At 72.6% G+C, this 25,228-nt stretch carries 21 protein-coding genes, 2 tRNA genes and 1 pseudogene; 17 read left to right on the forward strand and 7 right to left on the reverse strand.

The window, feature by feature from the left end; translation table 11 throughout:
- Positions 1 to 69 precede the first annotated feature (69 nt).
- From dnaN to J1M40_RS09815, 11 genes are all read left to right on the forward strand, one after another.
- Positions 70 to 1,185, forward strand: coding sequence for a DNA polymerase III subunit beta (gene dnaN, locus J1M40_RS09765; protein WP_002856446.1), 1,116 nt, complete (start codon positions 70 to 72; stop codon positions 1,183 to 1,185).
- A gap of 21 nt (positions 1,186 to 1,206) precedes the next feature.
- Complete coding sequence (recF, locus tag J1M40_RS09770) at positions 1,207 to 2,421, forward strand: DNA replication/repair protein RecF (protein WP_073117166.1); 1,215 nt, start codon at positions 1,207 to 1,209, stop codon at positions 2,419 to 2,421.
- Positions 2,414 to 2,977 (forward strand): DUF721 domain-containing protein, encoded by a 564-nt coding sequence (locus J1M40_RS09775; RefSeq protein ID WP_002856448.1) that lies wholly within the window; start codon positions 2,414 to 2,416, stop codon positions 2,975 to 2,977. The genes recF and J1M40_RS09775 overlap by 8 nt, the downstream gene beginning before the upstream one ends.
- 358 nt (positions 2,978 to 3,335) lie before the next feature.
- Positions 3,336 to 5,498 (forward strand): DNA topoisomerase (ATP-hydrolyzing) subunit B, encoded by a 2,163-nt coding sequence (gene gyrB, locus J1M40_RS09780; protein ID WP_342356899.1) that lies wholly within the window; start codon positions 3,336 to 3,338, stop codon positions 5,496 to 5,498.
- A gap of 66 nt (positions 5,499 to 5,564) precedes the next feature.
- Positions 5,565 to 8,261, forward strand: a complete 2,697-nt coding sequence (gyrA, locus tag J1M40_RS09785) for a DNA gyrase subunit A (RefSeq protein WP_036337305.1) — start codon at positions 5,565 to 5,567, stop codon at positions 8,259 to 8,261.
- Positions 8,258 to 8,758: a DUF3566 domain-containing protein gene (locus J1M40_RS09790; protein ID WP_010079768.1), complete on the forward strand. Its 501-nt coding sequence runs from the start codon at positions 8,258 to 8,260 to the stop codon at positions 8,756 to 8,758. The genes gyrA and J1M40_RS09790 overlap by 4 nt, the downstream gene beginning before the upstream one ends.
- Before the next feature lie 100 nt (positions 8,759 to 8,858).
- Positions 8,859 to 8,932 (forward strand) — tRNA-Ile (locus tag J1M40_RS09795).
- A gap of 58 nt (positions 8,933 to 8,990) precedes the next feature.
- Positions 8,991 to 9,152: a hypothetical protein gene (locus tag J1M40_RS09800; protein WP_206450747.1), complete on the forward strand. Its 162-nt coding sequence runs from the start codon at positions 8,991 to 8,993 to the stop codon at positions 9,150 to 9,152.
- A gap of 11 nt (positions 9,153 to 9,163) precedes the next feature.
- Positions 9,164 to 9,236: transfer RNA gene (locus J1M40_RS09805), tRNA-Ala, on the forward strand.
- Positions 9,237 to 9,488: 252 nt separating this feature from the next.
- On the forward strand, positions 9,489 to 10,277 hold the full coding sequence (locus J1M40_RS09810) for a queuosine precursor transporter (protein WP_206450748.1): 789 nt from the start codon (positions 9,489 to 9,491) through the stop codon (positions 10,275 to 10,277).
- A gap of 77 nt (positions 10,278 to 10,354) precedes the next feature.
- Positions 10,355 to 10,582 carry an amphi-Trp domain-containing protein gene (locus J1M40_RS09815; RefSeq protein WP_020624434.1) on the forward strand — a complete coding sequence of 76 codons (228 nt, stop codon included), beginning with the start codon at positions 10,355 to 10,357 and terminating at the stop codon, positions 10,580 to 10,582.
- A gap of 33 nt (positions 10,583 to 10,615) precedes the next feature.
- On the opposite strand, the gene J1M40_RS09820 is transcribed toward J1M40_RS09815, so the two are convergent.
- Together J1M40_RS09820 and J1M40_RS09825 are read right to left on the reverse strand one after the other, a co-directional pair.
- Positions 10,616 to 11,263: an MBL fold metallo-hydrolase gene (locus J1M40_RS09820; protein ID WP_036314438.1), complete on the reverse strand. Its 648-nt coding sequence runs from the start codon at positions 11,261 to 11,263 to the stop codon at positions 10,616 to 10,618.
- A 152-nt stretch (positions 11,264 to 11,415) separates the two neighbouring features.
- Positions 11,416 to 12,618 carry a hypothetical protein gene (locus J1M40_RS09825; RefSeq protein ID WP_020624436.1) on the reverse strand — a complete coding sequence of 401 codons (1,203 nt, stop codon included), beginning with the start codon at positions 12,616 to 12,618 and terminating at the stop codon, positions 11,416 to 11,418.
- Between the two features lie 185 nt (positions 12,619 to 12,803).
- On the opposite strand from J1M40_RS09825, the gene J1M40_RS09830 reads away from it, so the two are divergent.
- Both J1M40_RS09830 and J1M40_RS09835 read left to right on the forward strand, forming a co-directional pair.
- The gene (locus J1M40_RS09830; protein ID WP_010079725.1) at positions 12,804 to 13,334 is read left to right on the forward strand and encodes a peptidylprolyl isomerase; all 531 of its coding nucleotides are present in this window, start codon (positions 12,804 to 12,806) and stop codon (positions 13,332 to 13,334) included.
- A gap of 218 nt (positions 13,335 to 13,552) precedes the next feature.
- Positions 13,553 to 14,290 (forward strand): rhomboid family intramembrane serine protease, encoded by a 738-nt coding sequence (locus tag J1M40_RS09835; protein WP_235188127.1) that lies wholly within the window; start codon positions 13,553 to 13,555, stop codon positions 14,288 to 14,290.
- Between the two features lie 167 nt (positions 14,291 to 14,457).
- On the opposite strand, the gene J1M40_RS09840 is transcribed toward J1M40_RS09835, so the two are convergent.
- Positions 14,458 to 14,763 (reverse strand): cell division protein CrgA, encoded by a 306-nt coding sequence (locus tag J1M40_RS09840; RefSeq protein WP_036337280.1) that lies wholly within the window; start codon positions 14,761 to 14,763, stop codon positions 14,458 to 14,460.
- Between the two features lie 156 nt (positions 14,764 to 14,919).
- Between J1M40_RS09840 and J1M40_RS09845 the strand changes: the two genes are divergently transcribed.
- Entirely contained in the window at positions 14,920 to 15,573 is a 654-nt protein-coding gene (locus J1M40_RS09845; RefSeq protein ID WP_036337278.1) for an aminodeoxychorismate/anthranilate synthase component II, read from the forward strand.
- 45 nt (positions 15,574 to 15,618) lie between these two features.
- Here J1M40_RS09845 and pknB read toward each other — a convergent pair whose 3' ends face one another.
- Genes pknB through J1M40_RS12780 form a run of 4 tightly spaced genes read right to left on the reverse strand, consistent with a single transcriptional unit; the run spans position 15,619 to position 23,301 of the window.
- Complete coding sequence (gene pknB / locus J1M40_RS09850; protein WP_206450749.1) at positions 15,619 to 17,904, reverse strand: Stk1 family PASTA domain-containing Ser/Thr kinase; 2,286 nt, start codon at positions 17,902 to 17,904, stop codon at positions 15,619 to 15,621.
- A gap of 32 nt (positions 17,905 to 17,936) precedes the next feature.
- Positions 17,937 to 20,003: a protein kinase gene (locus J1M40_RS09855; protein ID WP_036314450.1), complete on the reverse strand. Its 2,067-nt coding sequence runs from the start codon at positions 20,001 to 20,003 to the stop codon at positions 17,937 to 17,939.
- Positions 20,000 to 21,445, reverse strand: a complete 1,446-nt coding sequence (locus J1M40_RS09860) for a penicillin-binding protein 2 (protein WP_036314452.1) — start codon at positions 21,443 to 21,445, stop codon at positions 20,000 to 20,002. Before J1M40_RS09860 ends, J1M40_RS09855 begins: the two co-directional genes overlap by 4 nt.
- Positions 21,442 to 23,301 (reverse strand): FtsW/RodA/SpoVE family cell cycle protein, encoded by a 1,860-nt coding sequence (locus J1M40_RS12780; protein ID WP_342356900.1) that lies wholly within the window; start codon positions 23,299 to 23,301, stop codon positions 21,442 to 21,444. Before J1M40_RS12780 ends, J1M40_RS09860 begins: the two co-directional genes overlap by 4 nt.
- 195 nt (positions 23,302 to 23,496) lie before the next feature.
- On the opposite strand from J1M40_RS12780, the gene J1M40_RS09875 reads away from it, so the two are divergent.
- The 3 genes and pseudogenes from J1M40_RS09875 to J1M40_RS09880 form a co-directional block, all read left to right on the forward strand.
- Positions 23,497 to 24,750 carry an IS256 family transposase gene (locus J1M40_RS09875; RefSeq protein ID WP_206450750.1) on the forward strand — a complete coding sequence of 418 codons (1,254 nt, stop codon included), beginning with the start codon at positions 23,497 to 23,499 and terminating at the stop codon, positions 24,748 to 24,750.
- Between the two features lie 69 nt (positions 24,751 to 24,819).
- Positions 24,820 to 24,924, forward strand: a pseudogene (locus tag J1M40_RS12785) (ArsR family transcriptional regulator); the annotation flags it as partial.
- Between the two features lie 44 nt (positions 24,925 to 24,968).
- The coding region (locus J1M40_RS09880) for a transposase (protein ID WP_206450751.1) at positions 24,969 to 25,228 on the forward strand (260 nt) is incomplete at its 3' end.

Consider the following 25,228-nt stretch of genomic DNA (forward strand, 5'->3'; position numbering starts at 1 on the left):
GGCCCGCGTGTCGCCGTTCCCCCCGGGCCCGCAACCCCCGTCATCACCCCCAGAGAGGCAGTGCAGCTCGTGAAGTTCACCGTCGAACGCGACATCCTCACCGACGCCGTCTCCTGGGCCGCCCGCTCCCTGTCCCCGCGCCCGCCGGTGCCGGTGCTCTCGGGCCTGCTGATCACGGCCGAGGCCGGCGTCGTGTCCATCGCGAGCTTCGACTACGAGACCTCCGCGCGCCTGGAGATCGAGGCCGACGTCGAGACCGCGGGCCAGGTGCTCGTCTCCGGCCGCCTGCTGAACGACATCGTCCGCTCCCTGCCGCAGGCCCAGGTCACGGTGGAGCTCGACGGCGGCAAGGTGCTCGTCACCTGCCGCTCCTCCCGCTTCGCCCTGGCCACGATGCCCGTGGGCGACTACCCGGCCCTGCCCGAGCTGCCGGCCCCCGCGGGCACCGTGGACGGGGCCGCGTTCGCCCACGCCGTCGCCCAGGTCACCGTCGCCGCCTCCAAGGACGACACCCTGCCGATCCTCACCGCCGTGAAGGTGGAGATCGAGGGCGACACCATGACCTTCCTGGCCACGGACCGCTACCGGCTGGCCATGAAGGAGATTCGCTGGACCCCGGCGGACCCGTCCCTCTCGACGTCGCTGCTCATCAAGGCGCGCACGCTCACCGAGGTCGCCAAGTCCCTCGGCTCCGGCGGCGACCTGGAGATCCTGCTCGGTCAGACCGCCGACCTCGTGGGCTTCGCCTCCGGCGGCCGCCGCACCACCTCCGTGCTCGTGGACGGCGAGTACCCCAAGATCCGCTCGCTCTTCCCCGAGTCCAGCCCCATCCAGGCCGTGGTGGACACCGCCGCCCTGGTCGAGGCGTCCCGCCGCGTGGCCCTCGTCGCCGAGCGCAACACCGCCCTGCGCATGGTGTTCACGGACGGCCAGGTCACCCTGGACGCCGGCACCGGCGACGACGCGAGCGCCAACGAGTCCGTGCCGTGCACGCTCGAGGGCGAGGACATCACCGTGGCGTTCAACCCGTCCTACCTCTCCGAGGGCCTGGCCGTGGTGGACCAGCCGCAGGTGCGCTTCGCGTTCACGTCCGCGCCCAAGCCCGCCCTGCTCACCGGCGTGAACCAGGAGGACGGCGTCGTCTCCGACTACCGCTACCTCGTGATGCCGGTGCGCATCGCCTGACGCAGGGGGCCGGACGCTCCCGTGTACCTGTCCCACCTCACCGTCGCGGACTTCCGGTCCTACCGCTGGGCCGACCTGGAGCTGACGCCGGGGTCCACGGTGCTGCTCGGGGCCAACGGGGTGGGCAAGACCAACCTCGTGGAGGCGATCGGCTACCTCGGCGCCCAGCAGTCCCACCGGGTCAGCTCGGACGCGCAGCTCGTGCGCTTCGGCCGGGACCGGGCCCGGATCGCCGGGCGCGTGCACCGCGGGTCCCGCACCGTCGCCCTCGAGCTGGAGATCCTGCCGGGCCGGTCCAACCGGGTGGCCATCAACCGCGGCGCCCCCGTGCGGGCGAAGGAGGGCCTCGGGATCCTGCGCACCGTGGTCTTCGCCCCGGAGGACCTGAGCCTCGTGACGGGGGAGCCCGGTGGCCGTCGTCGTCTCCTCGACCAGCTCATGGTGCAGCTGCGTCCGGCCCTCGGTGAGGCCGCCGCCGACTACGAACGCGTGCTGCGCCAGCGCAACGCCCTGCTCAAGTCGAGCCGCGGCTCTCGCCGCTGGGGCCCCGAGGAGGACGCGACCCTCGCCGTCTGGGACGAGCACCTCTGCGCCGCCGGCGCCCGCCTGCTCCACGGCCGCCTGCACGTGCTGCGCCTGCTGGCCCGCCCCCTCCAGGAGATGTACGCGGCGCTGACCAACGGCTCCAAGGCCGCGGCCTACGCCTACGAGTCCACCGTCCCGCTGGCCCGTGGCACCCACGCGGAGGTCCCGGCCGTGGCGGACCTGGCCGCGGACATGCACCGGACGCTCGAGGCCCAACGGGAGGAGGAGCGGGCGCGGGCGCTCACCCTGGTGGGCCCGCACCGGGACGAGCTCGCCCTCTTCCTGGGCCCGGCGCCCGCGCGCGGCTACGCCTCCCACGGGGAGACGTGGTCGCTGGCGCTCGCCCTGCGCATGGCGGCCTACGACGTGCTCGTGGCCGACGACCCGGACCCCGACGCCCGCCCCGTCCTGATCCTGGACGACGTGTTCGCGGAGCTCGACGCCGCCCGTCGCCGCCGCCTCGCCGCGCTCGTGCACCGGGCCGAGCAGGTGATCGTCACGGCCGCCGCGCTCGAGGACGTCCCCGAGGAGCTCACGGCCCACCGCGTGCTCATCCGCCAGGACGCGGAGGGCTCCGAGGCCGTGGCCGCCGCGGCCCCCGTGGAGGGGGACATCCGCGAGCCTCGGCGCGAGGGCGGCGCCGATGGCTGAGACCCCCGCCCCGTTCGAGCCGGACCGGCCGGACCTGGCGCTCGTGCAGCTGCGCCGGGTCCGCGAGGCCGCCCGGGAGCGGGGCGAGGCGCCGCTGCGGGCGCGAGGGACGGGCGCGGGCCTGGCCGGAGCCATGGCGGGCACGACGTCGGCCGGCCGGGAGCGGCAGGACCGTCGGCGCCCGTTCGGGGGTGCGGACCGGGACCCGGCCACGGTGTCCACCGTGTTCGGCCGGCTCATCCGCGACCGTGGCTGGTCCACCCCCGTGGCGGTCGGCTCCGTGCTCACCCGCTGGGCCGAGCTGGTGGGGCCGGAGATCGCGCTGCACTGCCGCCCGGAGAGCTTCGAGGACTCCGTGGTGCGGGTCCGGACGAGCTCCACCGCGTGGGCCACGCAGCTGCGCCTGATGAGCCCCGTGCTCCTGCAGCGCTTCGACGAGGCGCTCGGGCCCGGCGTCGTGACCCGCATCGACGTGGCGGGCCCGCAGGCCCCGAGCTGGCGCAAGGGGCCGCGCACCGTGCGCGGCGGCCGCGGGCCGCGCGACACCTACGGCTGAGTCCGGGGCTGCCCCCCGCGGCGCACGACGACGTGCCGGACGCGGCGAGGCCATGGGCGCCGCTCTGGCGCGCTCACAGGGTCGGTGACGGCCCGGGAGGCATGGGCGGTCTCCTGCGCACGTCCTGAGCCGTGTCCCTGGCCGCTGAGCGGGTGTTCTCCCCCGGCGGACCCCCGTCGATGCGGGCCCTCGGGGTGTCAGGCGGTACACTGGGACCAGTGAGAGGGGGCCGGCCGTCGTCCGTCCCCCACCCCCGTGGATCTGCGGGAGCGTGTCGCGTGCCGGTTATGTCCGGGCGGCGTCGCGCGCCTGCGCGCGGGTCGACCCTGCCGCCGACGTCCGAGGAAGTGAGCCACCCGTGGTTGACGCCATGCCCGAGAACCCCGCGGAGGAGCCGACCGCCGCGTCGGCCGCGCCGAACCCGGAGGCCGTGCCGGACGCCGTCGGGCAGCCCGAGGCCCCGGTGAAGGACCGGAAGGTGCCCGGTGAGTACGGCGCCAGCGCCATCACCGTGCTCGAGGGCCTCGAGGCCGTCCGCAAGCGCCCCGGCATGTACATCGGCTCCACCGGCCCGCGGGGCCTGCATCACCTCGTGTACGAGGTCGTGGACAACTCCGTGGACGAGGCGCTGGCCGGCTACGCCACCGGCATCGACGTCACGCTGCAGGCCGACGGCGGCGTGCGCGTGGCGGACGACGGCCGCGGCATCCCCGTGGACCTGCACCCCACCGAGGGGAGGCCGACCGTCGAGGTCGTCATGACGATCCTGCACGCCGGCGGCAAGTTCGGCGGCGGCGGCTACGCCGTCTCGGGCGGCCTGCACGGCGTGGGCATCTCCGTGGTCAACGCGCTCTCCCGCCGCGTGGACACCGAGGTCCGCCGTCAGGGGCACGTGTGGCGCCTGTCCTTCGCGGACGGCGGCGTGCCCCAGGGCGAGCTGGTGAAGGGGGAGGCCACGGACGCCACGGGCACCGTGCAGACGTTCTACCCGGACCCGGAGATCTTCGACTCGATCGAGTTCGACTACGAGACCCTGCGTGCCCGCTTCCAGCAGATGGCCTTCCTCAACAGGGGCCTGCGCATCACCCTCACGGACGAGCGCGTCCAAGAGTCCAACGAGGTCGTCGACGACGAGATCGCGGGCGAGGGCGCCGCCGGCGACGACGTCGCGGAGAACGGCCTGGCGGAGGAGGCGGAGCAGGAGCCGCAGCGCCGCTCCGTCACCTACCTGTACGAGAACGGCCTGCTCGACTACGTCCAGCACCTCAACTCCGCCAAGAAGGTCGAGTACGTCCACGACGACGTCATCGCCTTCGAGGCCGAGGACGTCTCGGACGGTCGCTCCATGGCCGTCGAGGTGGCCATGCAGTGGACCTCCGCCTACTCCGAGTCCGTGCACACCTACGCGAACACGATCAACACCCACGAGGGCGGCACCCACGAGGAGGGCTTCCGCGCCGCGCTGACCTCCCTGGTCAACCGCTACGCGCGGGAGAAGGAGATCCTCAAGCCCAAGGAGGACAACCTCACGGGCGAGGACATCCGCGAGGGCCTGACCGCCGTGATCTCCGTGAAGCTCTCCGAGCCGCAGTTCGAGGGCCAGACCAAGACCAAGCTCGGCAACTCCGAGGCCCGCGGGTTCGTGTCCAAGGCGGTCACGGACCACCTCGGCGACTGGTTCGAGCGCAATCCGGGCCCGGCCAAGGAGATCATCCGCAAGGCCATCATGGCCTCGCACGCCCGCCTGGCCGCCCGCAAGGCCCGGGACAACGCGCGCCGCAAGTCCCCGCTGGAGTCCTTCGGCATGCCCGGCAAGCTGGCCGACTGCTCCTCGAAGGACCCCGAGCGCTGCGAGGTGTACATCGTGGAGGGCGACTCCGCCGGCGGCTCGGCCAAGCAGGGCCGCAACCCGGAGACGCAGGCCATCCTGCCGCTGCGCGGCAAGATCCTGAACGTGGAGCGCGCCCGCCTGGACAAGGCCCTGGGCAACGCCGAGATCCAGTCGATGATCACGGCGTTCGGCACCAACATCGGCGAGGAGTTCGACATCTCCAAGCTGCGGTACCACAAGATCGTGCTCATGGCGGACGCGGACGTGGACGGTCAGCACATCACCACGCTCCTGCTGACCGTGCTGTTCCGGTACATGCGCCCGCTCATCGAGGCCGGCCACGTGTTCCTCGCGCAGCCGCCGCTGTACCGCATCAAGTGGTCCAATGCCCCGCACGACTACGTGTTCTCGGACGAGGAGCGCGACGCCGCCGTCGAGGCCGGCCTGGCCAAGGGCTGGCGCTACCCCAAGGACAACGGCGTGCAGCGCTACAAGGGCCTGGGCGAGATGAACTACCAGGAGCTCTGGGACACCACCATGGATCCGGAGAACCGCACCCTGCTGCAGGTGACCATGGAGGACGCCGCCGCCGCGGACGCCGTCTTCTCCATGCTCATGGGCGAGGACGTGGAGTCCCGCCGCACCTTCATCCAGCAGAACGCCAAGGACATCCGCTTCCTGGACGTCTGAGCCGGACCCGCAGACCTGCCTGAGTCGACCACCCTCCCCGCCTGAGGGGAGCACGAGAGGACCCGCGTGAGCGACGAGACCACCCCCCAGACCCCGGACGAGCCCGTCGAGGGCGCCCCGATCCCGGGGACCCCGCAGACCGGCCTGGACATCGAGGTCGAGCACTACGTGCTCCCCGAGGGCGCCGCCGACAAGGTCGAGCCCGTCGACCTCGAGTCGGAGATGAAGCGCTCGTACCTGGACTACGCGATGGCCGTGATCGTCGGCCGCGCGCTGCCGGACGTGCGCGACGGCCTCAAGCCGGTGCACCGTCGCGTGCTCTACGCGATGTACGACGGCGGCTACCGCCCGGACCGCGCGTTCAACAAGTCCGCCCGCGTGGTGGGCGACGTGATGGGCAACTACCACCCGCACGGCGACACCGCGATCTACGACGCCCTCGTGCGCCTCATCCAGGACTGGGTCCAGCGCTACCCGCTGGCGCTCGGCCAGGGCAACTTCGGCTCCCCGGGCAACGACGGCGCGGCCGCCCAGCGCTACACCGAGACCAAGATGGCCCCGCTGGCCATGGAGATGGTCCGGGACATCGACGAGGACACCGTCGACATGCAGGACAACTACGACGGCAAGCAGCAGGAGCCCGTCGTCCTGCCCGCCCGGTACCCGAACCTGCTGGTCAACGGCTCCTCGGGCATCGCCGTCGGCATGGCCACGAACATCCCGCCGCACAACATGCGCGAGGTGGCCGCGGGCGTGCAGTGGTACCTCGAGCACCCCGAGGCCACCCGCGAGGAGCTGCTCGAGGCGCTCCTGGCCCGCGTGCACGGCCCCGACTTCCCCACGGGCGCCCAGATCCTGGGCCGCAAGGGCATCGAGGAGGTCTACCGGACCGGCCGCGGCCCCATCACCATGCGCGCTGTGGTCAACGTGGAGGAGATCCAGGGCCGCACGTGCCTGGTGGTCACCGAGCTGCCCTACATGACCAACCCGGACAACCTCGCCGCGAAGATCGCGGAGATGGTGCGGGACGGCAAGATCAACGGCATCGCGGACATGCGCGACGAGACCTCGGGTCGCACCGGCCAGCGCCTGGTGATCGTGCTCAAACGCGACGCCGTCGCCAAGGTGGTGCTGAACAACCTCTACAAGCACACCGAGCTGCAGTCGAACTTCTCGGCCAACATGCTCGCGCTCGTGGACGGCGTGCCGCGCACCCTGTCCCTGGACGGCTTCGTGCACCACTGGGTGAAGCACCAGATCGACGTGATCGTGCGCCGCACCGCGTTCCGCAAGCGCAAGGCCGAGGAGCGCGCGCACATCCTGCGCGGCCTGCTCAAGGCCCTGGACATGCTGGACGAGGTCATCGCGACCATCCGCCGCTCGGCCTCGGCGGACGTGGCCCGCGAGGCCCTCAAGGAGCTCCTGGACATCGACGACGTCCAGGCCCAGGCCATCCTGCAGATGCAGCTGCGCCAGCTCGCCGCCCTGGAGTCCCGGAAGATCCAGGACGAGTACGACGACCTCATGGCGAAGATCGCCGAGTACAACCGGATCCTGGAGTCCCCGCAGCGTCAGCGCGAGGTCATCTCCGAGGAGCTCGCTGAGATCGTGGCCAAGCACGGCGACGACCGCCGCACCGAGATCATGGCCGGCTTCGACGGGGACATGTCCATCGAGGACCTGATCCCCGAGGAGGAGATGGTCGTCTCCATCACCCGCGGCGGCTATGTCAAGCGCACCCGGATCGACCAGTACCGGTCCCAGGCGCGCGGCGGCAAGGGCGTGCGCGGGGCGACGCTGCGCGGCGACGACGTCGTCGAGCACTTCCTCACCGTGTCCACGCACCACTGGCTGCTGTTCTTCACGAACTTCGGCCGCGTGTACCGCATCAAGACGTACGAGCTGCTCGAGGCCGGCCGCGACGCGAAGGGCCAGCACGTGGCCAACCTGCTCGCGTTCCAGCCGGACGAGCGGATCGCCCAGATCCAGCCGCTCGTGGACTACGGCCGGGCCCCGTACCTCGTGCTCGCCACGCGCGGCGGCCTCGTGAAGAAGACGCCGCTGCTGGACTACGACACGAACCGCACCGCCGGCCTGATCGCCATCAAGCTGCGTGAGGGGGACGAGCTGGTCTCGGCCCGCGTGGTCTCGCCCGACGACGACCTCATCCTGATCTCGCACAAGGGCCAGTCCCTGCGGTTCACCGCCACGGACGAGGCGCTGCGTCCCATGGGCCGTGCGACCTCGGGCGTGACCGGCATGAAGTTCCGCGACGACGACTCCCTGCTGACCATGGACGTGGTGGAGGAGGACGGCTACGTCTTCACCGTCACGGACGGCGGCTTCGCCAAGCGCACCCACGTGGACGAGTACCGCCTGCAGAACCGCGGCGGCCTCGGCATCAAGGTCGCCAAGCTCGTGGACGACCGCGGCGAGCTCGCCGGCGGTCTCGTGGTGCGCGAGGACCAGGAGGTCCTCGTGGTGATGGCCTCGGGCAAGGTGGTGCGCTCCGCCGTCGCCGGCGTGCCGGCCAAGGGCCGCGACACGATGGGCGTGATCTTCGCCAAGCCGGACAAGCGGGACCGGATCGTCGCCGTCACCCTGAACAACGAGCAGGAGATGGAGGCGAAGGCGGACGCCGAGGCCGAAGCGGGGCCGGATGTACCCTTGGACGCAGACATCGACCCGACCGACCCCGTAGCCGCACCGGAGGACGCCCTGACGCAGGACGCCGGTGAGGGTGCAGACGGAGGAGAGCAGTGAGCACGTCCGCGTCGTCGCGTCCCGGCCAGGGACGGAGCACCGGGAAGGCCGCCGAGCCGCGGTCCGGTCGTCCGGTGCGCAAGGCCAGCGGGTCCTCGCAGGAGGACCTGGTCCGCGCCGTCCCGAAGGCCAAGGTGCGCCGCGCCCGCCTGGTGCTGACCCGGGTGGACCCGTGGTCCGTGCTGAAGCTGGCGTTCCTGCTCTCGGTGGCGCTGGGCATCCTCACGGTGGTGGCGGCGGTGGCGCTGTACTCGCTGTCCGACGTCCTCGGGATCTTCGACAGGGTCAACGACGTGATCGGCACCGTGCTCGGCTCCGAGGCCGGGCGCTACACCGTGGCGTCCCTGGCCCCGCTGAGCACCGTGACCTCGCTGGCCACCGTGCTGGCCGTGGTCAACGTCATCCTGCTGACCGCCCTGGCCACCGTGGCCGCGCTGCTCTACAACCTCTGCGCGAGCCTCGTGGGCGGCCTCGGCGTCACGTTGACGGACGACTGAGCAGACCCTCGACGACGCCCCGCGCGGATTTGCGCGGGGCGTCGGCGCTCCTGTACAGTCATCTCCTGTTGTGAACGGCGTCAGCCGTGAGCGACGGTGAGGGCGTATAGCTCAGGCGGTTAGAGCGCTTCGCTGATAACGAAGAGGTCCCAAGTTCAAGTCTTGGTACGCCCACTCCCACCACACAGAGCCCCGGTCCGCTGGGGCTCCGTTCGTCTCCGGAGGTCCTCTCATGGGTCGACTGGCACGCGTGGCCCTCGTGGTCGGCGCCGCGGTAGCCGCCTATGGGGCGCGTCTCTGGCGGGAGAACAGTGCGGGGAAGGACGTCTGGGCCACGGCCACGGACGACCTGCCGGCGGACGCCGACGGCGTCGAGCCGGCACCGGAGGACTGACCGGTCCTCACGGGGGCATGGCGCAATTGGTAGCGCACCTGCTTTGCAAGCAGGGGGTTAGGGGTTCGAGTCCCCTTGCCTCCACCGAAGAAGGGCCCGGGAGTCGTGAGACTCCCGGGCCCTTTCGTATGCCCAGGGTGGCCGCCGGCGCCGGCACCGTGGGCAGAAACCGGCGACCCGGGGGCTCCTGGGGCACAAACTGCAGGACTTCGGGCCCCGTGGGCAGAAGAGAGGGCGTTTCTGCCCACGGAGGGACGGGGATGGCCTGCCCCGAACCCCCGCCGCCGGACCCGCCCACCGCGCCCGTGGCCGTCGCGCGTGGTGTTGGATGGTCCGGTGAACACCATCATCGACACCCCGTCCCCCGACCGACCCGCCCCTGGGCAGGGCACCCCGGCCTACGCCCGGGTGCCCGCGAGCTACTACGACATCTTCGTGGGCGTCTTCATCGCCCTCCTGATCCTCTCCGGCGTCACCGCGGCCAAGCTCTTCTACGGCCCCACCGTCCCGGTCATCTCGGACCTCTTCTACGACGGCGGTCCCCTCATCTTCGACGGCGGCGCCTTCCTGTTCCCGTTCGCGTACATCGTCGGCGACATCCTCGCCGAGGTGTACGGCTGGCGCCGGGCCCGCCGCGCCATCGTCCTCGGCTTCGCGATGCTCGTGCTCGCCGCCCTCACCTACACGGTGGTCTCCTGGACCACGCCCGTCGAGGGCTTCGAGGTGTGGGACCAGGCCCTCGCGCCCATGCTGCGGATCACCGTGGCCGGCTTCGTCGCGTTCCTCGTGGGCTCCCTGCTCAACGCGTCCATCGTGGTCCGCCTCAAGGAGCGCATGAAGGAACGGCACGTGGCGTTCCGGCTCATCCTCTCCACCGTGGTCGGCCAGTTCTTCGACACCCTGATCTTCTGCACCATCGCCTACGCCGGCACCATCTCGCTGCTGGAACTGGCGAACTACACGGTGACCGGCTTCGCGTACAAGACGCTCGTGGAGATCCTCATCGTGCCGGTGACCCTGCTCGTCATCCGCGCCCTCAAGCGCCGGGAGCCCACCTACCGGGCACCCGGCTTCGAGATCCACCGCGACGACGATCCCGCCCTCGCCCCGGCCGCGTCCCGCTGACCCGCACGGGCCCCGGCGTCGGCCGCGCCGGGGCCCGTCCGTCGCGCGCACCCCGCCCAGCGACTACCGTCGGTGCCATGGGCAAGGACCTCTTCGAGCACGAGCAGCAGCAGACCCTCAGCCGTGAGCAGGCCGCCGCACGCCTACGCGACCTCGCCGACCAGCTCTCCCGGCAGAACGAGGTGCGGGTCGAGCACGGCGGCCGCGACGTCGTCGTCACCGTCCCGGACCGCGTGGGCCTCGAGGTGGAGCTCGAGGTCGAGGACGGCGGCGACGCCGAGCTGGAGATCACCCTCAGCTGGTGACCGGCCCCGGGGCGGCCGCTGCCTCCCCGTGCCTCAGAACGTCCAGAGCTCCCCGGGGGCCAGGCGCCGGTAGTCGGTCACGCCCTCGGCGAGACCCGAGAGCACCCGATCCACCACGCCCTTGCCGTCCTCGCTGAGGATGCCGTCGTGGATGGGGCGGGTGTGCGTCGCCGCGATGGCCCGCATCTGGTCCACCACGTCCGCGATGCGCAGCCACGGCGCCGCGGCGGGCAGCAGGAGCACCTCGACGTCGGCGTCCGGCACCGTGAACGAGTCGCCGGGGTGCAGCACGGCCCCGTCCACGAGGTAGGACACGTTGACCGGGCGCGGCACCTCGGCGTGGATCACCGCGTGCTCCCCGCCGAGCACCTCCACCCGGAAGCCGGCGGCCTCGAACGTCTCTCCGGGGACGGCCGTGTGCACGCGCCCGGCGGCGAGCCCCGCCTCCGCCAGCGGCCCCGTGAGGTCCCGTGGCGCCCAGACGTGCGCCTCCGTGCCGGCCAGCGCCCGGGCCAGCTGCTCGGGGACCACGTGGTCCGGGTGGCCGTGCGTCACGAGGACGGCGTCCGCGCCGTCCAGGACCGCCGCGTCGCTGAACGCGCCGGGGTCGAACGCGAGGCGCCGGCCGGCCTTCTCGAGGCGGACGGCCGAGTGGCCGAAGAGGGTCAGGGTCGTGCTCATGCAGATCACTCCTCCGCCCGGCGTCGGGATCCCGGGCGCTCCCAGCCTCCCGCGTGCTCCCGGCGGTGGACAAGGCCCGCGCCCCCTCGGTCCTGCCGAGGATGCGCGGGCCGGGTGCCGTCCGCTGCGCGCTCAGGGCGCGGGGGAGCGGGTCAGCGCTGCTGCCCGGGCTGGACGCCCAGCACCTTGGCGTTGGCGGCGGCCACCGGGTCCGGGGCGGCGGTGTCCACGCGCACGCCCTCGCCCGCCGCGGCCGAGCCGGCCTCGGCCACGACCTTCTGCTGCTGGGCGTAGGGGTTGTTCGCCTCCACCACCGGGATGTTCGCGGTGATCGGGCCCGGGACCGGGGCGGTCCACGGATCCTGCACCGGCTTGGTCAGGCGCCACAGGGCGTAGCCGGCGCCGGCGGCGGCGGCCGCCATGCCCGCGACGATCCAGGCGCGGCCACCCGAGCGGGAGGTCCGGCGACCGGCGGCACGGTTCAGGTCCTTCTCGGCCGCGCCGGCGTACTGCTCGGCACCCTTGCGCAGGCGCTGCACGATCGCCTTGTCCCCGGTGAGCCTGATCAGGGCCTGCTCCAGGGCGTCCGGGACCTCGACGTCGTGGGCGGTCTTGCGGGCGTGCGCGGCACCGTCGGCCAGGCGGGCGGCGGCCACGGGGAGGACCTCCTCCTTGCGGCGCTGGGCGTAGTCGCCGGCGTCGGCCAGGCGGGCCTGCACCTGCGGGCCCACCTTCCCGCCCTGCTCCTGCAGCGCGGACAGACCCGTGGCGAGGAGGCCGGCGAGGGTCAGGCCGCCCGCGGCGGCGGCGTCCTTGGCCTGGCCAGCGCGGTCGCTGAACAGGGCGGCGGACCGCTGCGCGTCCTTACGGGCGCCCTTGGCGGCCTGGCGGCCGTCCCGGCGCAGCTGCTTGGCCTTGCGGCCCCCACGATGGCGGCCCTTCTTCGCGGCCTTCTCAGCGTCCTTGCGCGCCGCGGCGAACTGCTGCTGCACCTCGTGGCCGGCGTCCTGCGCCTGGGCCTGCAGGTGCTCGAGGAAGTCCTGGACGGTGTCCACGCCCTTGGCGACGGCGGGGGCCAGCAGCCCGTACTGGTGCGCGACGGCCTCGCCGGCCTTGCGCGCCCCACGCTCGACCACGGGGCCGTACTCCTGCTTGGCGTCCTGGGCCTTGCGGCGGCCCTCCTCGGCCGCGGCGGAGCCGCCGATCAGCCCGTAGGCCGCGGCCACCTCGCTCCAGGCGCGGGTGGACTCCACCTTCGGGGCGGCCCAGTGGCGCAGGTTCTCCGCCTGGCGTGCGACGAACGCGTTCGCGCCGCCGTCGTGCTGGATCTCGTCGTGCAGGGTCGTGCGAGCCATGTGATGCCTCCCGTGGGTTCTGGATGGTCGTTGAACGCGGTGGTCCTCGAGGCCCAGCCTAGTGGCCGACCCCCGCCGTGGCACGGGTCCCGGCACGCCGGGAGTGCGTACGCCGATCGCGGAAGACCCGCCCCCGGACGGCGGGATCCGGACGGCCCGCCGCCGCGGATGGAACAATGGGGCGCATGGCGAACAAGACGCACACCGCGACCATCCACACGAACCACGGCGACATCGTCGTCGAGCTGTTCGGCAACCACGCCCCGAAGACCGTGAAGAACTTCGTGGGCCTCGCCACCGGCGAGCAGGAGTGGACCCACCCGCAGACCGGTGAGAAGAACAACGGCGCCCCGCTGTACTCCGGCACCGTGTTCCACCGCATCATCAAGGACTTCATGATCCAGGGCGGCGACCCGCTCGGCATGGGCATCGGCGGCCCCGGCTACCAGTTCGGCGACGAGATCCACCCCGAGCTGCAGTTCGACCGCCCCTACCTGCTGGCCATGGCCAACGCGGGCCCCGGCACCAACGGCTCGCAGTTCTTCATCACCTCCGTGCCCACCGGCTGGCTCAACGGCAAGCACACCATCTTCGGCGAGGTGAAGGACGAGGCCTCCCAGAAGGTCGTGGACGAGCTCAACGCCGTCGCCACCGATCCCCGTGACCGCCCGCTCGAGGACGTCGTCATCGAGTCCATCGACATCGACGAGGCCTGAGCAGCCCCTCGGTGAGCACCACCCCCTCCGACCCGCACGGCCCGGACTCCGCGGACGGCACACCCCCGGTGTGCCCGCGGCATCCGGGCCGTGCCGCGTATGTGCGCTGCGCCGTCTGCCGGCGCCCTGCGTGCCTCGACTGCCAGCGTCCCGGCTCCGCGGCCGGACCGGTCTGCGTGGACTGTGCGTCCGGCGTCGTGGCCGGCCCTGCTCCGACGGTGGCTCCCGCCGCCGGCGCCGCCGCGACGGTCCCGGCCCGACGGCGGACGGGCTTCGCCGCCTCGCCCGTCACCTGGATCCTGCTGGCGGTCACGGTGGTGGTCTACGCGGCGCAGTGGCTGACCCGGGATCAGGCGTCCGGCGTGACCGAGGCGCTCTGGTACGCCGGGCTCTACACGTCCCCGTACGGCATGGAGCCGTGGCGGATGGCCTCCTACGCGCTCGTGCACGACGTCACCGGCCCCACGCACCTGCTGCTGAACATGCTCGCGCTGTGGGTGATCGGGCGCGTGCTCGAGCCCGCGCTGGGCTGGTGGCGGTTCCTCGCCCTCTACGTGCTCTCCGCCGTGGGCGGTGCGGTGTTCGCACTGTGGGTCTCGGACCCGCTGCAGCCCGTCGTCGGGGCGTCCGGCGCCGTGTACGGCATGTTCGCGGCCCTGTTCCTGCTCACCCGGGTGCGGGGCGGGCAGGTGCGCTCGATCGCCGTGCTGATCGGCCTGAACCTCGTGTTCTCGTTCCTGCTGCCCGGGGTGGCCTGGCAGGTGCACGTGGGCGGGCTGCTGACGGGCGCCGTCGCCGCCGTCGTGTTCTCCCTGGCCGGCGGGCTGCGGCCCGGCCGCGCGCGCGTGCCGTCCGTGGGCGCCCAGGTGGCCGGCCTCGTGGTCGTGGCGGCGGCGCTGGCGGCGCTCACGGTGCTCGGCGCCGCACGGGTCACGGTGGCCGGCCTGCTGGGCTAGGCCGTCGTCCCCGACCGTCCCCGGAGTTCTCCACAGCCGGGTGTGCACTTCTTCCCACAGGGGTGTCCACACCTGTGGACAACTCCGGGGACAACTCGTCTCCGGGCGGGATCGTGCGGATTCGTCATCCACAGGGTTGCCCACCGCTGTGGAGAACTACACGCGTGTCATTCGCTCCAGCGGGACATCATCAGGAACCCGACGAGCGCGATGCCGAAGCCCACGAGGATGTTCCAGCCGCCGATCTGCACGATCGGGAAGAGACCCTGGGTCAGGTAGTAGACGATGATCCAGAGCAGGCCGAGGATCAGCAGGCCGAACATCACGGCCTTGTACACGGGGGAGAGGGGCTTCGGACCCGGGTCCACGTCCCCGAGGTCCGTCCGCACGGCGGAGCGGCTGCGGCGCGCGGCCTCGAGCTCCTCGCGCTTCCGACGGGCCGAGTCCTTGCGCTTGCCGGCGGGTGCTGCCACGGGTCTTCTCCTCGGGTGGGGGGTGGTGGGCGCCCCCACCGGCGGAGACCGGGGCGGGGACGGTATCCTGCTGACCTGCCCAGGACCGGGGTCAGCGACGTGCCCGGCCAGTCTATGCACCCCGCTCCCACGCGGCGGGGAGGAAAGAGCGCCCCCGTGCAGAGCCCCGAGGTCTCCGTCCTCGTCGTCGACAACTACGACAGCTTCGTCTACACCCTGGTGGGCTACCTCGAGCAGCTCGGGGCCCGCACCACCGTGATCCGCAACGACGAGGTCACCCCCGCCCGCGCCCTCGAGCTCGCTGCCGAGCACACGGCCGTGCTCATCTCGCCCGGGCCGGGCGCACCCGCCGACGCCGGTGTCTCCCTCGACCTCATCCGCTCCGCCGCCGACGGCGGCCGCCCGCTCTTCGGGGTGTGCCTGGGGCACCAGGCCATCGCGGAGGCGTTCGGCGCCACCGTGACGCACGCGGAATCCCTCATGCACGGCAAGACGTCTCTGGTCCGCCGCGGCGAGCACCCCATGTTCGAGGGCGTCCCCTCGCCGTTCACCGCCACCCGCTACCACTCGCTGGCCGCCGTGCGGCCCACCGTGGACGAGGCGGTCCTGGAGATCACCGCCGAGACCGAGGACGGCGTCGTGATGGGACTGGCCCACCGCACCGCGCCCCTGTGGGGCGTGCAGTTCCACCCCGAGTCCGTGCTCACCGAGGGCGGCTACCGGATGCTCGGCAACTGGCTCGAGTCCGTGGGGCTCTCCGGGGCCGCCGAGCGCGGCGGCCGGCTCTCGCCCCTCGTCCGCCAGGACTGACCGGCCCCGGGGCCCGGTTCGCGGGTCCGACGGCGCCCCGTCCGCTCAGGTGGACGGCGGCGGATCGATCGAGGGCTCGGGCTCCGGCGTCAGCGTCGGCAGCGGGTCCACCGGCGTCGCGGTGGACGAGGTGCTCGGCGACTGCTCGGTCGGCTCCGACGAGGTCGACGGGGCCGCCGACGTCGGCGCCGGGCTCTGCGTCGGTGACGGCGTCGCGGTCGTCGTCGGCTCGGGGCTGGGCGTGGCCGAGGCGGACGGCGAGGGCGAGGGTTCCGCGCTCGCGGAGGGCTCGGGGCTCTCCGACGGCGGGGGGCTCGGTGACGCGGACGCCGACGGCGTGGGCTCGGGCGCCTCGCTGGACGGCGGCGCCGGCTCGGAGGGCTCGGCCGTGGGCGCGATCCACGAGGACGCCGTCAGGGTCAGGGAGGAACGGTTGTCCACGCGGACGCCGGCGGGCGGATCCTGGGCCACGACCGTTCCGGTGTCCGTGGTCGCGCCGTCCTCGTCCTGGATCCGCACGCGCAGCTCGGGGGCGCTCAGCGCCAGCTGACGCCGCGCGTCCGGAGCGCTCATCCCCACCACATCCGGCACGTCGACCATGCCGCTGGACAGGTGCAGCACCACGGAGGAGCCGGGCGGCACGTGCGTGCCCATCGCGGGGTCGGTGCGGGCGAGCAGCCCGCGTTCGAGTCGGCCGTCGTCCTGGTACTGCACGGAGGAGACACGCAGGCCCAGCCGTTCCAGCTCGCGGCGGGCCGCGTCCTCGGACAGCCCGTGCAGGGAGTCGGACAGCGCGATGCCCTCCTTGCCGCGGGACACCCGGATCCGCACCTCGGCCCCGCGGGGCACCTCCGTGCCCGTCTGCGGGTCGCTCTGGGTGACGGCCCCGTCCGGGGCGTCGGCCATGTACGCCGACGAGACGACGGCCACCAGGCCCGCGTCCTCGAGCGCCGCGACCGCCTCGTCCTGCTGCAGCCCCACCACCGCGGGCACCTCCGCGGTGGTGGGCAGAGCCGCCGCGAGCCACGGCGCCAGGACCAGGACCAGCGCCACCAGGACCGCGCCGGCCGCCAGGAGCGTGCGCCGGCGGAGGCGCCGGCGCACGCGACGGGGTGTGGCCGTCGCCGACGCCGGCGTGTCCCCGGGCGGTTCGGGCCGGGGCGTCGCGACCGCACCGGGCGTCACCGGCTGGCCGGCCGTCACCGGGCGGGGGCCGTCCATGGCGGCGGCGGCGGCCAGCTGCGCGGCGGAGGCGGCGCCGGGCAGTCCCGCACCCGCGACGGCATGGTTCGCCGCCTGGGGGTGTGCGGCGTCCGGCTCGGCCGGGATGGAGGGCGTCGGCCGGGTCAGCGGGACCGCGGCCGTCGGCACGTCGGCGTCGTCGGCCCCGTGCTCCGCGGCCGCAGAGCCCAGCACCGCGCCGACGAGGGCGGGAGGGACGGCATCGAGCGGCGGGGTGTGACGGCCGGGGCCGGCGTGCGGATCCGCGGCGGCCTCCTCGAGGGCCGCGAGGAACGCGGCGCCCGTGGGGAACCGGTCCTCCGGATCCTTGCGCAGGGCGCGCAGCACCACGGGGTCGAACGCGGGCGGCAGGTCGGGGTCGACGTCGGAGGGCGCCGGCGGCTCCTCGCGCACGTGTTGATAGGCCACGGCCAGCGGCGTGTCACCCGTGAAGGGGGGTCGGCCCGTGAGCAGCTCGAACAGCAGGCAGCCGGCCGCGTAGAGGTCGGCGCGGCCGTCCACGATGCGGCCCGTCGCCTGCTCCGGGGCCAGGTAGAGGGCCGTGCCCACCACGGCCTGGGTCTGCGACGTGGTGGCGGAGGTGTCGGCCAGCGCATGGGCGATCCCGAAGTCCATCACCTTGACGGCGCCCGTCTCCGTGACCATGACGTTCGCGGGCTTCACGTCGCGGTGGACGATGCCCTCCTCATGCGCGTGCTCGAGCGCTTCCAGCACGCCCCGGGTCCAGGCCACGGCACGGTCCGTGCCCACGGCGCCCTCGGCGTGCAGGATCTCCCGCAGCGTCCGGCCGGAGACGAGCTCCATCACCAGGAACGGGCAGTCCACCGGATGGAGGCCGTCCTCGAGAGAGACCTCGCCCGTGTCGTACACGGAGACGATCGAGGGGTGGTTCAGGGAGGCCGCCGAGCGTGCCTCCTTGCGGAAGCGTGCCTGGAAGTGCGGATCGCGCGCCAGGTCCCGGCGCATCAGCTTGACCGCCACCGGGCGGTGTAGCCGCAGGTCCTCGCCGCGGAAGACGTCCGCCATGCCGCCGCGCCCGATCAGCTCACCGATCCGGTACCGCCCGTTCAGGATCCTCTGCTCATCCACAGACACGTCCGCGTGCCCGTCCCGCCCGCCGCTCAAGCGGAGGGCGTGGCGTCGGCGGACGAGGCCTCCGCACCACGCGCGTCAGCGGACGGGTCGGTGGTGGGCTCGCCCGTCGGTGCCGTGGACTCCCCGGAGGACTCCGTCGTCGGATCCCCCGTGGGCGTCGTCGGCTCCTCGGACGGCTCCGGCATGGGCTCCGGGTCGGCGGTGGCCGTCGGGGATTCGGCGGTGGGGGACGGGCGGGGCTCGTCCGAGGCCGACGGGCTCGGCTCGCTGCTCGGCTCGGTGCTCGGCTCCTCCGACGCGCTGGGCTCCGGCTCCGAGGCGGGCTGGGACGCCTCGCGGGTCGGCGCGGCGTCGGACCCGCCGGTGGCCACGATCAGCTGCACGTGCGTGTCGTAGCGGTGACGCTCGCCCTCGCCGGGCACCACGCGCACCACCTCGCCGTCGGCGCCGTCGGCGGACGGGTCGTCCACCCGGTCCACGGTGAAGCCGCGGTCGCGCAGCGTCTGGATCGCGCTCTCCACGGGTTGGCCCACGAGGCCCTCCGGGATGACGCCCTCCCCGGTGGAGACGGCCAGCGTGACGGTCTCACCGCGCCGCAGCGCCCCCACCGGGTTGATCTCCTCGACGGTGCCCTGCGGGCTCTGCGCGTCGCGGTCCTCCTCGCGCACCGCCAGGCCGAGGCCCTCGAGCTCGGTGCGCACCTCGCTCACGGGGCGACCCTTGTACGCCTCCGGGTCCACGTGCACGGACGACTCCTCCTGCGAGGTCGCCGGCGCTGAGCCGCCGACGCCGCGGTCACCCGTGAGCAGCGGCCACAGCAGCGCCCCCAGCAGGGCGAACACCACGAGCCCGAGCAGCGCCCACAGCGGCCAGCGGTTGGCGCGTCGCCGGCGGGCGGGCGCGGATCCTCCCCCGGCGGGCGGGCCCGGGTCCACGACGTCGCCCGGGCGGGTCTGCTGGTCGCGCACGGCGGCGATCTCGTGGTCGCGCGTGCGAGCGCTCGCGGCGGCGCCGAACGCACCGGCCGCGCCCACGGCCGCCGCACCGGCGGCGCCGGTGCCGCGGGCGGCGTCGTCGGTGCGGGGCTGGGCCGTGGTCACCGGCAGCGCCGCGGTGGCGGGGGAGCCGTCCGCCCGGGTGCCCTCGGCGCGCGGATGGGTGGTGCGCATGCCGTCGTAGTCCAGGGGAGCGGTCTCGGCGCCCGAGGGGTCGGTCACGCCCTGCTCCTCGAGGAAGACGGCCAGGGCGGGCACGGCCTCCACGGCGCCGCGGGTGTCCTTGCGCCGCAGCGCGTCGGCGGCGTCCGAGAGCGCGGCCGCGTCCGAGGGCCGCTCCCGGGGGTCCTTCGAGAGCATGCACATGATCAGGGCGCGCACCGGGGCCGGGACGGTGTCCGGCAGGGGCGGCGGCGTGTCGTTGACCTGGGCGAGGGCGATCGCGATCTGGGACTCGCCCGTGAACGGGCGATGCCCGGCGAGGGCCTCGTAGCCGATGATGCCCAGCGAGTAGAGATCGGAGGAGCCGGTGGCCTGCTGCCCCGTGGCCTGCTCGGGCGCGAGGTACTGGGCGGTGCCCATCACCTGGCCGGTGGCCGTGAGGGGGACCTGGTCCGCCAGGCGCGCGATGCCGAAGTCCGTCACCTTCACCCGGCCGGTGGGCGTGATCATGAGGTTGCCGGGCTTGACGTCGCGGTGCACGAGCCCCTGGGCGTGGGCCGCCGAGAGCGCGGCCGCCGTCTGCGCGATGATCCGCAGGGTCCGCTCGGGGGAGAGCACCTTCTCCTTCTCGAGGATGGAGGACAGCGGCTGGCCCGGCACGAGCTCCATGACGAGGTAGGCGGAGCCCTTCTCCTCGCCGTAGTCGTAGACGTTGGCGACGCCGGGGTGGTTCAGCAGCGCGGTGTGCTGGGCCTCCGCCCGGAAGCGGCGCAGGAAGTTGGGGTCACCCGTGTACTCCTCCTTGAGGATCTTCACGGCGGTGATCCGGCCCAGGACCTTGTCCCGCGCCTTCCACACCTCGCCCATGCCGCCGATCGCGATGCGATCGGTCAACTGGTACCTGCCGCCGAGGGTGATGCCCGATGTCGGCCTCATTCCGTGACCACCGCTTCCATGATTGCCTTCATGCCACTGACGACTGTCTGATGTCCAACCCCCGGCGGCTCGTCCTCCACCACGATCGTCACGGCCGCCCGGGGGTTCTCGCTCGCGTCGAAGCCGGTGATCCAGGAGTGCACGTTGCCCGTGTCCCCGACCTCGGCCGTGCCCGACTTCGCCGCGATCCGCACCGTGTCCGACTGCACGGATCCCAGGATGCCGTCCTCCACCGCCGAGACCATCATGTCCGAGACCTGCCCGGCCACCTCGGGGGTCGTGGCCCGGCCGCGCTCACGGGGGCTGAACTCCTGCACCGTGGTGAGGTCCGAACGGCGGACCGCCTTGATCAGCTGCGGCTCCATGACCACGCCGTCGTTCGCGATGCCGGCGGCCACCATGGCCATCTGCAGCGCGGTGGCCTGCACGTCCCGCTGGCCGATCGAGGACTGCGCCAGCGTGGCGTCGTCCAGGTCGGAGGGGAACACGGAGCCGGTCACGGGCAACGGGTAGTCGAAGGAGTCGTTGAAGCCGAACCGCTCGGCGACCTCCCGGATCCGGTCTTGGCCCAGCTCGACGGCGGCCATGGCGAACGGCGTGTTGCAGGACTGCGCCAGCGCCCACGTGAGGGTCTGACGCCCCACGGTGTTGCACGGTGAGCCGTCGTAGTTGGGCAGCTCCGTGGTCGTGCCGGGCAGCGTCCACGCGGCGGGGATGTCCACCGTCCCGCCCGGGGTGTAGTCACCGGACTCGAGCATGGCCACCGCGTCGATCAGCTTGAACGTGGAGCCGGGGGACACGAGCTGCTCCGCGGCGCGGTTGCGGTATGCGCTGGCGCCGGGGATCTGGTCGATCGCGGCCATGGCCGACTGCGCCTCGGCCGGGCTGTGTGAGGAGAGCGCGTTGGAGTCGAAGCCCGGCTTCGACGCCATGGCCAGGATCTCGCCCGTCGTCGGGTCCGTGACCACGGCGGAGGCGCGCACGCCGTCCGGGAGCGCGTCGTACGCCAGACGCTGCAGCTCGGGGTCGATCGTCAGCTCCACCTGGTCGCCCTCGGGCGTGGCACCCGTGATGATCTCCATGGCGCGGTCCACGAACTGGGACGTGGGGGTGCCGGAGAGCTGCTCGTTCATGGCCGCCTCCAGCCCGTCGGTGCCGTAGGTGAGCGAATAGAAGCCCGTGAGCGGGGCGTACAGCTCGGTCTCGTGGTAGACGCGCTGGTAGTGGTACGCGTCGCCGGAGGGGACGGACTCGGCGATCGGCTCGCCGTCCACGAGGATCGGCCCGCGCGGGGCGCCGAACTCCAGGAACATCTGCCGAGAGTTCAGGGCGTGCGTCTTGAGCTGGTCCGCGGCCAGCACCTGGATGACGGACGCAGCCAGCGCGAGCACGAGGAGCATGGCCGCCATGACGGTCCACGTGCGTCGGATCGCCTCGTTCACCGCTCCTCACCTCCTCCCGGGGGCACGGCGGCCGCCGGGAGCGCCGTGCCGGGGTCGAGGTGGCCGGCGCCGGGCCCGGACGCGTTGACCATCCCGTCCACGACCACGGGCCGGCGGGCGGCGTTCGAGATGCGCAGCACGAGCCCCACGATGATCCAGTTGGCCAGCAGCGAGGAGCCGCCGGCGGCGAGGAACGGCGTCGTGAGGCCGGTGAGCGGCAGCACGAGGGTCACGCCGCCCATCACCACGAACACCTGCCACGCCATGGTGAAGGCCAGGCCGGAGGCGAGCACCTTGCCGAACGCGTCGCGCACGCCGAGGGCGGCGCGCATCATGCGGGTGACGAGCAGGAGGTACAGGACGAGCACGGCGGCCAGGCCCACGAAGCCGAGCTCCTCGCCGATGGCCGTGAGGATCATGTCCGAGAAGGACAGCGGCACCTGGGTGGGGTTGCCCGCGCCCAGGCCGGTGCCCATCAGCCCGCCCGAGGCCATCGCGAACAGGCCCTGGACCACCTGGTAGGAGCCGCCGAAGTCGCGATGGTAGATCTCGGGGTCGAAGGCCCTCAGCCAGATCTCGAACCTGGCGGTCACGTGCGGCATGAACAGGAACGCCAGCGCCGCGCCGAAGGCGATCAGGCCCAGGCCGAGGAGGATCCAGGAGGCGCGGGACGTGGCGATGTAGAGCATCGCCATGAACATGCCGAAGAACAGCAGGGCCGAGCCCAGGTCGCGCTGGAACACGAGCACGCCGAGCGCCAGGAGCCAGCCGGCCAGCAACGGGCCGAGGTCCCGGGCTCGGGGGAAGGTCACCGGGCCCACACGGCGGCCGGCCAGCAGGATCAGGTCGCGGTTCGCGGAGAGGTAGCCGGCGAAGAAGATGGCCAGCGTGATCTTGGCGATCTCGCCGGGCTGGAAGGTGCCGAATCCGACGTCGATCCAGATCCGCGCCCCGTACATGCTCAGGCCCAGCCCGGGCACGAGCGGCAGGAGCAGCAGCACGCCGGACGCGGCGAGGAACAGGTAGGCGACCAGGCCGCCGCCCACCACGGCCACGAACGCGTACAGGCCGTCCTTCTCGACGCCGGCCCACGCCCAGTGCCGCACCCCGGCGGTCCGGCGCGCGGACATGTCCCACAGGACCGTGAGCAGGCCGAAGGCCGCCATGAACGCCAGCCCGGAGAGCTTCACGGCGCAGCCGGCGCCCAGCAGCACGCCCGCCAGCAGTCGCCACGGGCGCCAGCCGAGCCACGGCCCGCTGGCCAGGGCGTCGCGTCCTAACCGGGCGACGTCGTGGGCCAGCCGCTCCGCGAGCAGCCGCCGCCCGTGGACGCGGTCCGCCAGGAGCGCGGCGAAGGCCGCGAGCACGAAGAACGAGAGGAAGATGTCCAGCAGCCCGATGCGGGACATCACCAGGTGGTGGCCCTCCACGGCCAGCAGCAGCCCGGCGACCGCGCCCAGGGACACCGAGCGCAGCAGGTGCTGCGTGGCGAGGGCGACCAGCAGGACGGACAGCGTGCCGGCCACCGCGGCACTGAATCGCCAGCCCACCCCGTTGTCCGGACCGAACACGAGCATGCCCAGGCCGATCAGCCACTTGCCCAGCGGCGGGTGCACCACGTAGGCGGCCCCCTCGAGCGGCTCCGCCTCGCCGCGCGCGAACGCGTCGTTGACGTCCTCGTCCCACCGCCGCTCGTAGCCGGACTCCAGGAGGGAGTAGGCGTCCTTGGGGTAGTAGGTCTCGTCGAAGATCAGCTGGTCCGGGTGGGCCAGGTTCGTGAACCGCAGGACGCCGGCGATCGCCGTGACCAGCAGCGGCAGGATCCAGTGCCACCGCGTCAGGGGCGCCGCACTCACCCCGAGGCGGGCGCGCAGGGCGGCGACGCCGAAGGGGCCGTCGTCGACCGCGACGGCGGCGGGGCGGGAGGGTAGTTGAGTCCCGCATAGTGGTGTAGCGCCCGGTGGTCGGGCGTGTCGTCTCAGACGTGGACGCGGCCACCGTGTGATCCGTCGAGTCAACCTTCCACAGAATCCTCGAATGGAGTCATCACGATGACCGCTCCTCATATTCTCGACCCTGCCGGCCTGCTCGGAGAAGCCCTGTCTGAAGCGTCCCCGGACATGATGCGCCATCTGCTGCAGACCATGATCAACACCTTGCTGTCCGCGGATGCCGACGCGGTGGTCGGTGCCGAATGGGGCAAGCCCAGCTCCTCGCGCACTGCTCAGCGGAACGGGTACCGCCACCGGGACCTGGACACCCGGGTCGGCACCCTGGACGTGGCCATCCCCAAGCTCAGATCGGGCACGTACTTCCCGGACTGGCTACTTGAACGCAGGAAGAGAGCGGAGTCGGCGCTGATCACCGTGGTCGCTGACTGCTACCTCGCCGGGGTCTCGACCCGACGGATGGACAAGCTGGTCAAGACTCTGGGCGTCAACGCCCTGTCCAAGTCCCAAGTCTCCCGGATGGCCACCGAGCTCGACGAGCAGGTCGAGGCCTTCCGCCACCGCCCGCTCGGGGTGGCCGGCCCGTTCACGTTCGTGGCCGCCGATGCGCTGAGCATGAAGGTCCGCGAGGGCGGGCGCGTGGTCAACGCCGTGGTGCTGCTGGCCACCGGGGTCAACGCTGACGGCCACCGCGAGGTCCTGGGCCTGCGGGTCGCCACCTCGGAGACCGGGGCGGCGTGGAACGAGTTCTTCGCCGACCTGGTCGCCCGCGGCCTGGCCGGGGTCCGGTTGGTCACTTCTGACGCCCACACCGGACTCAAGGACGCCATCGCGGCGAACCTGCCCGGAGCGACGTGGCAGCGCTGCCGCACCCATTACGCGGCGAACCTGATGGGCATCACCCCGAAGAACATGTGGCCGGCCGTGAAAGCCATGCTGCACTCGGTCTATGACCAGCCCGATGCGGCCAGCGTGCACGCGCAGTTCGACCGGCTCCTGGACTACGTGAGCGGGAAGCTGCCCACCGTGGCTGAGCACCTCGACGCCGCCCGGGCGGACATCCTGGCCTTCACCACGTTCCCGAAGGACGTCTGGACGCAGGTCTGGTCGAACAACCCGGCCGAGCGGCTCAACCGGGAGATCCGCCGTCGCACCGACGCGGTGGGCATCTTCCCCAACCGGGCGGCCATCGTCAGGCTAGTGGGTGCGGTGCTGGCCGAGCAGACCGATGAATGGGCCGAGGGTCGACGCTACCTCGGTCTCGAAGTCCTGGCCCGCTGCAGGCTCACCACCGTGACCAACACCGGAGACGAGGTGGACCCCGACACCGAACTCAACCTCGGCCTCAGCGCCTGACCCCCATGAAGGATCAGACCGCTACACCATCACGAGGGGCTTGACCCTATTGCTTCGCGGCTGGACGTGATGAACCGGCTGGGCCGGGCGATGGCCGACCCGACCCGCTCCCGCATCCTCATGACACTCCTCGAGGGCCCGAGCTACCCGGCGGTACTCGCCCGCGACCTAGGGCGTGTCTGAGAATAGATGCACGAGTCAGCTGAGACCCTGGGGACATGTTTCGGTTCCAGATGCTCTCCGACGCCCAATGGGAGTTGATCGCCCCGATGCTCCCGACCCGGACCGGCCGCGCCGGCAGGCCGTTCGCCGACGCCCGCGCCATGGTGGAGGCGATCATCTACCGGTACCGGTGCGGAATCGCTTGGAGGGATCTGCCCGAGGTCTACGGGCCCTGGCAGACCGTGTGGACCTGGCATCGGCGCTTGGCCGAAGAAGGCACATGGGACACGGTGCTGGCCACGCTGACCGCCGCCGC

Origin of the sequence: Micrococcus sp. KRD026 (assembly GCF_017168445.1) — a bacterium.
Classification (GTDB): Bacteria; Actinomycetota; Actinomycetes; order Actinomycetales; family Micrococcaceae; genus Micrococcus; species Micrococcus luteus.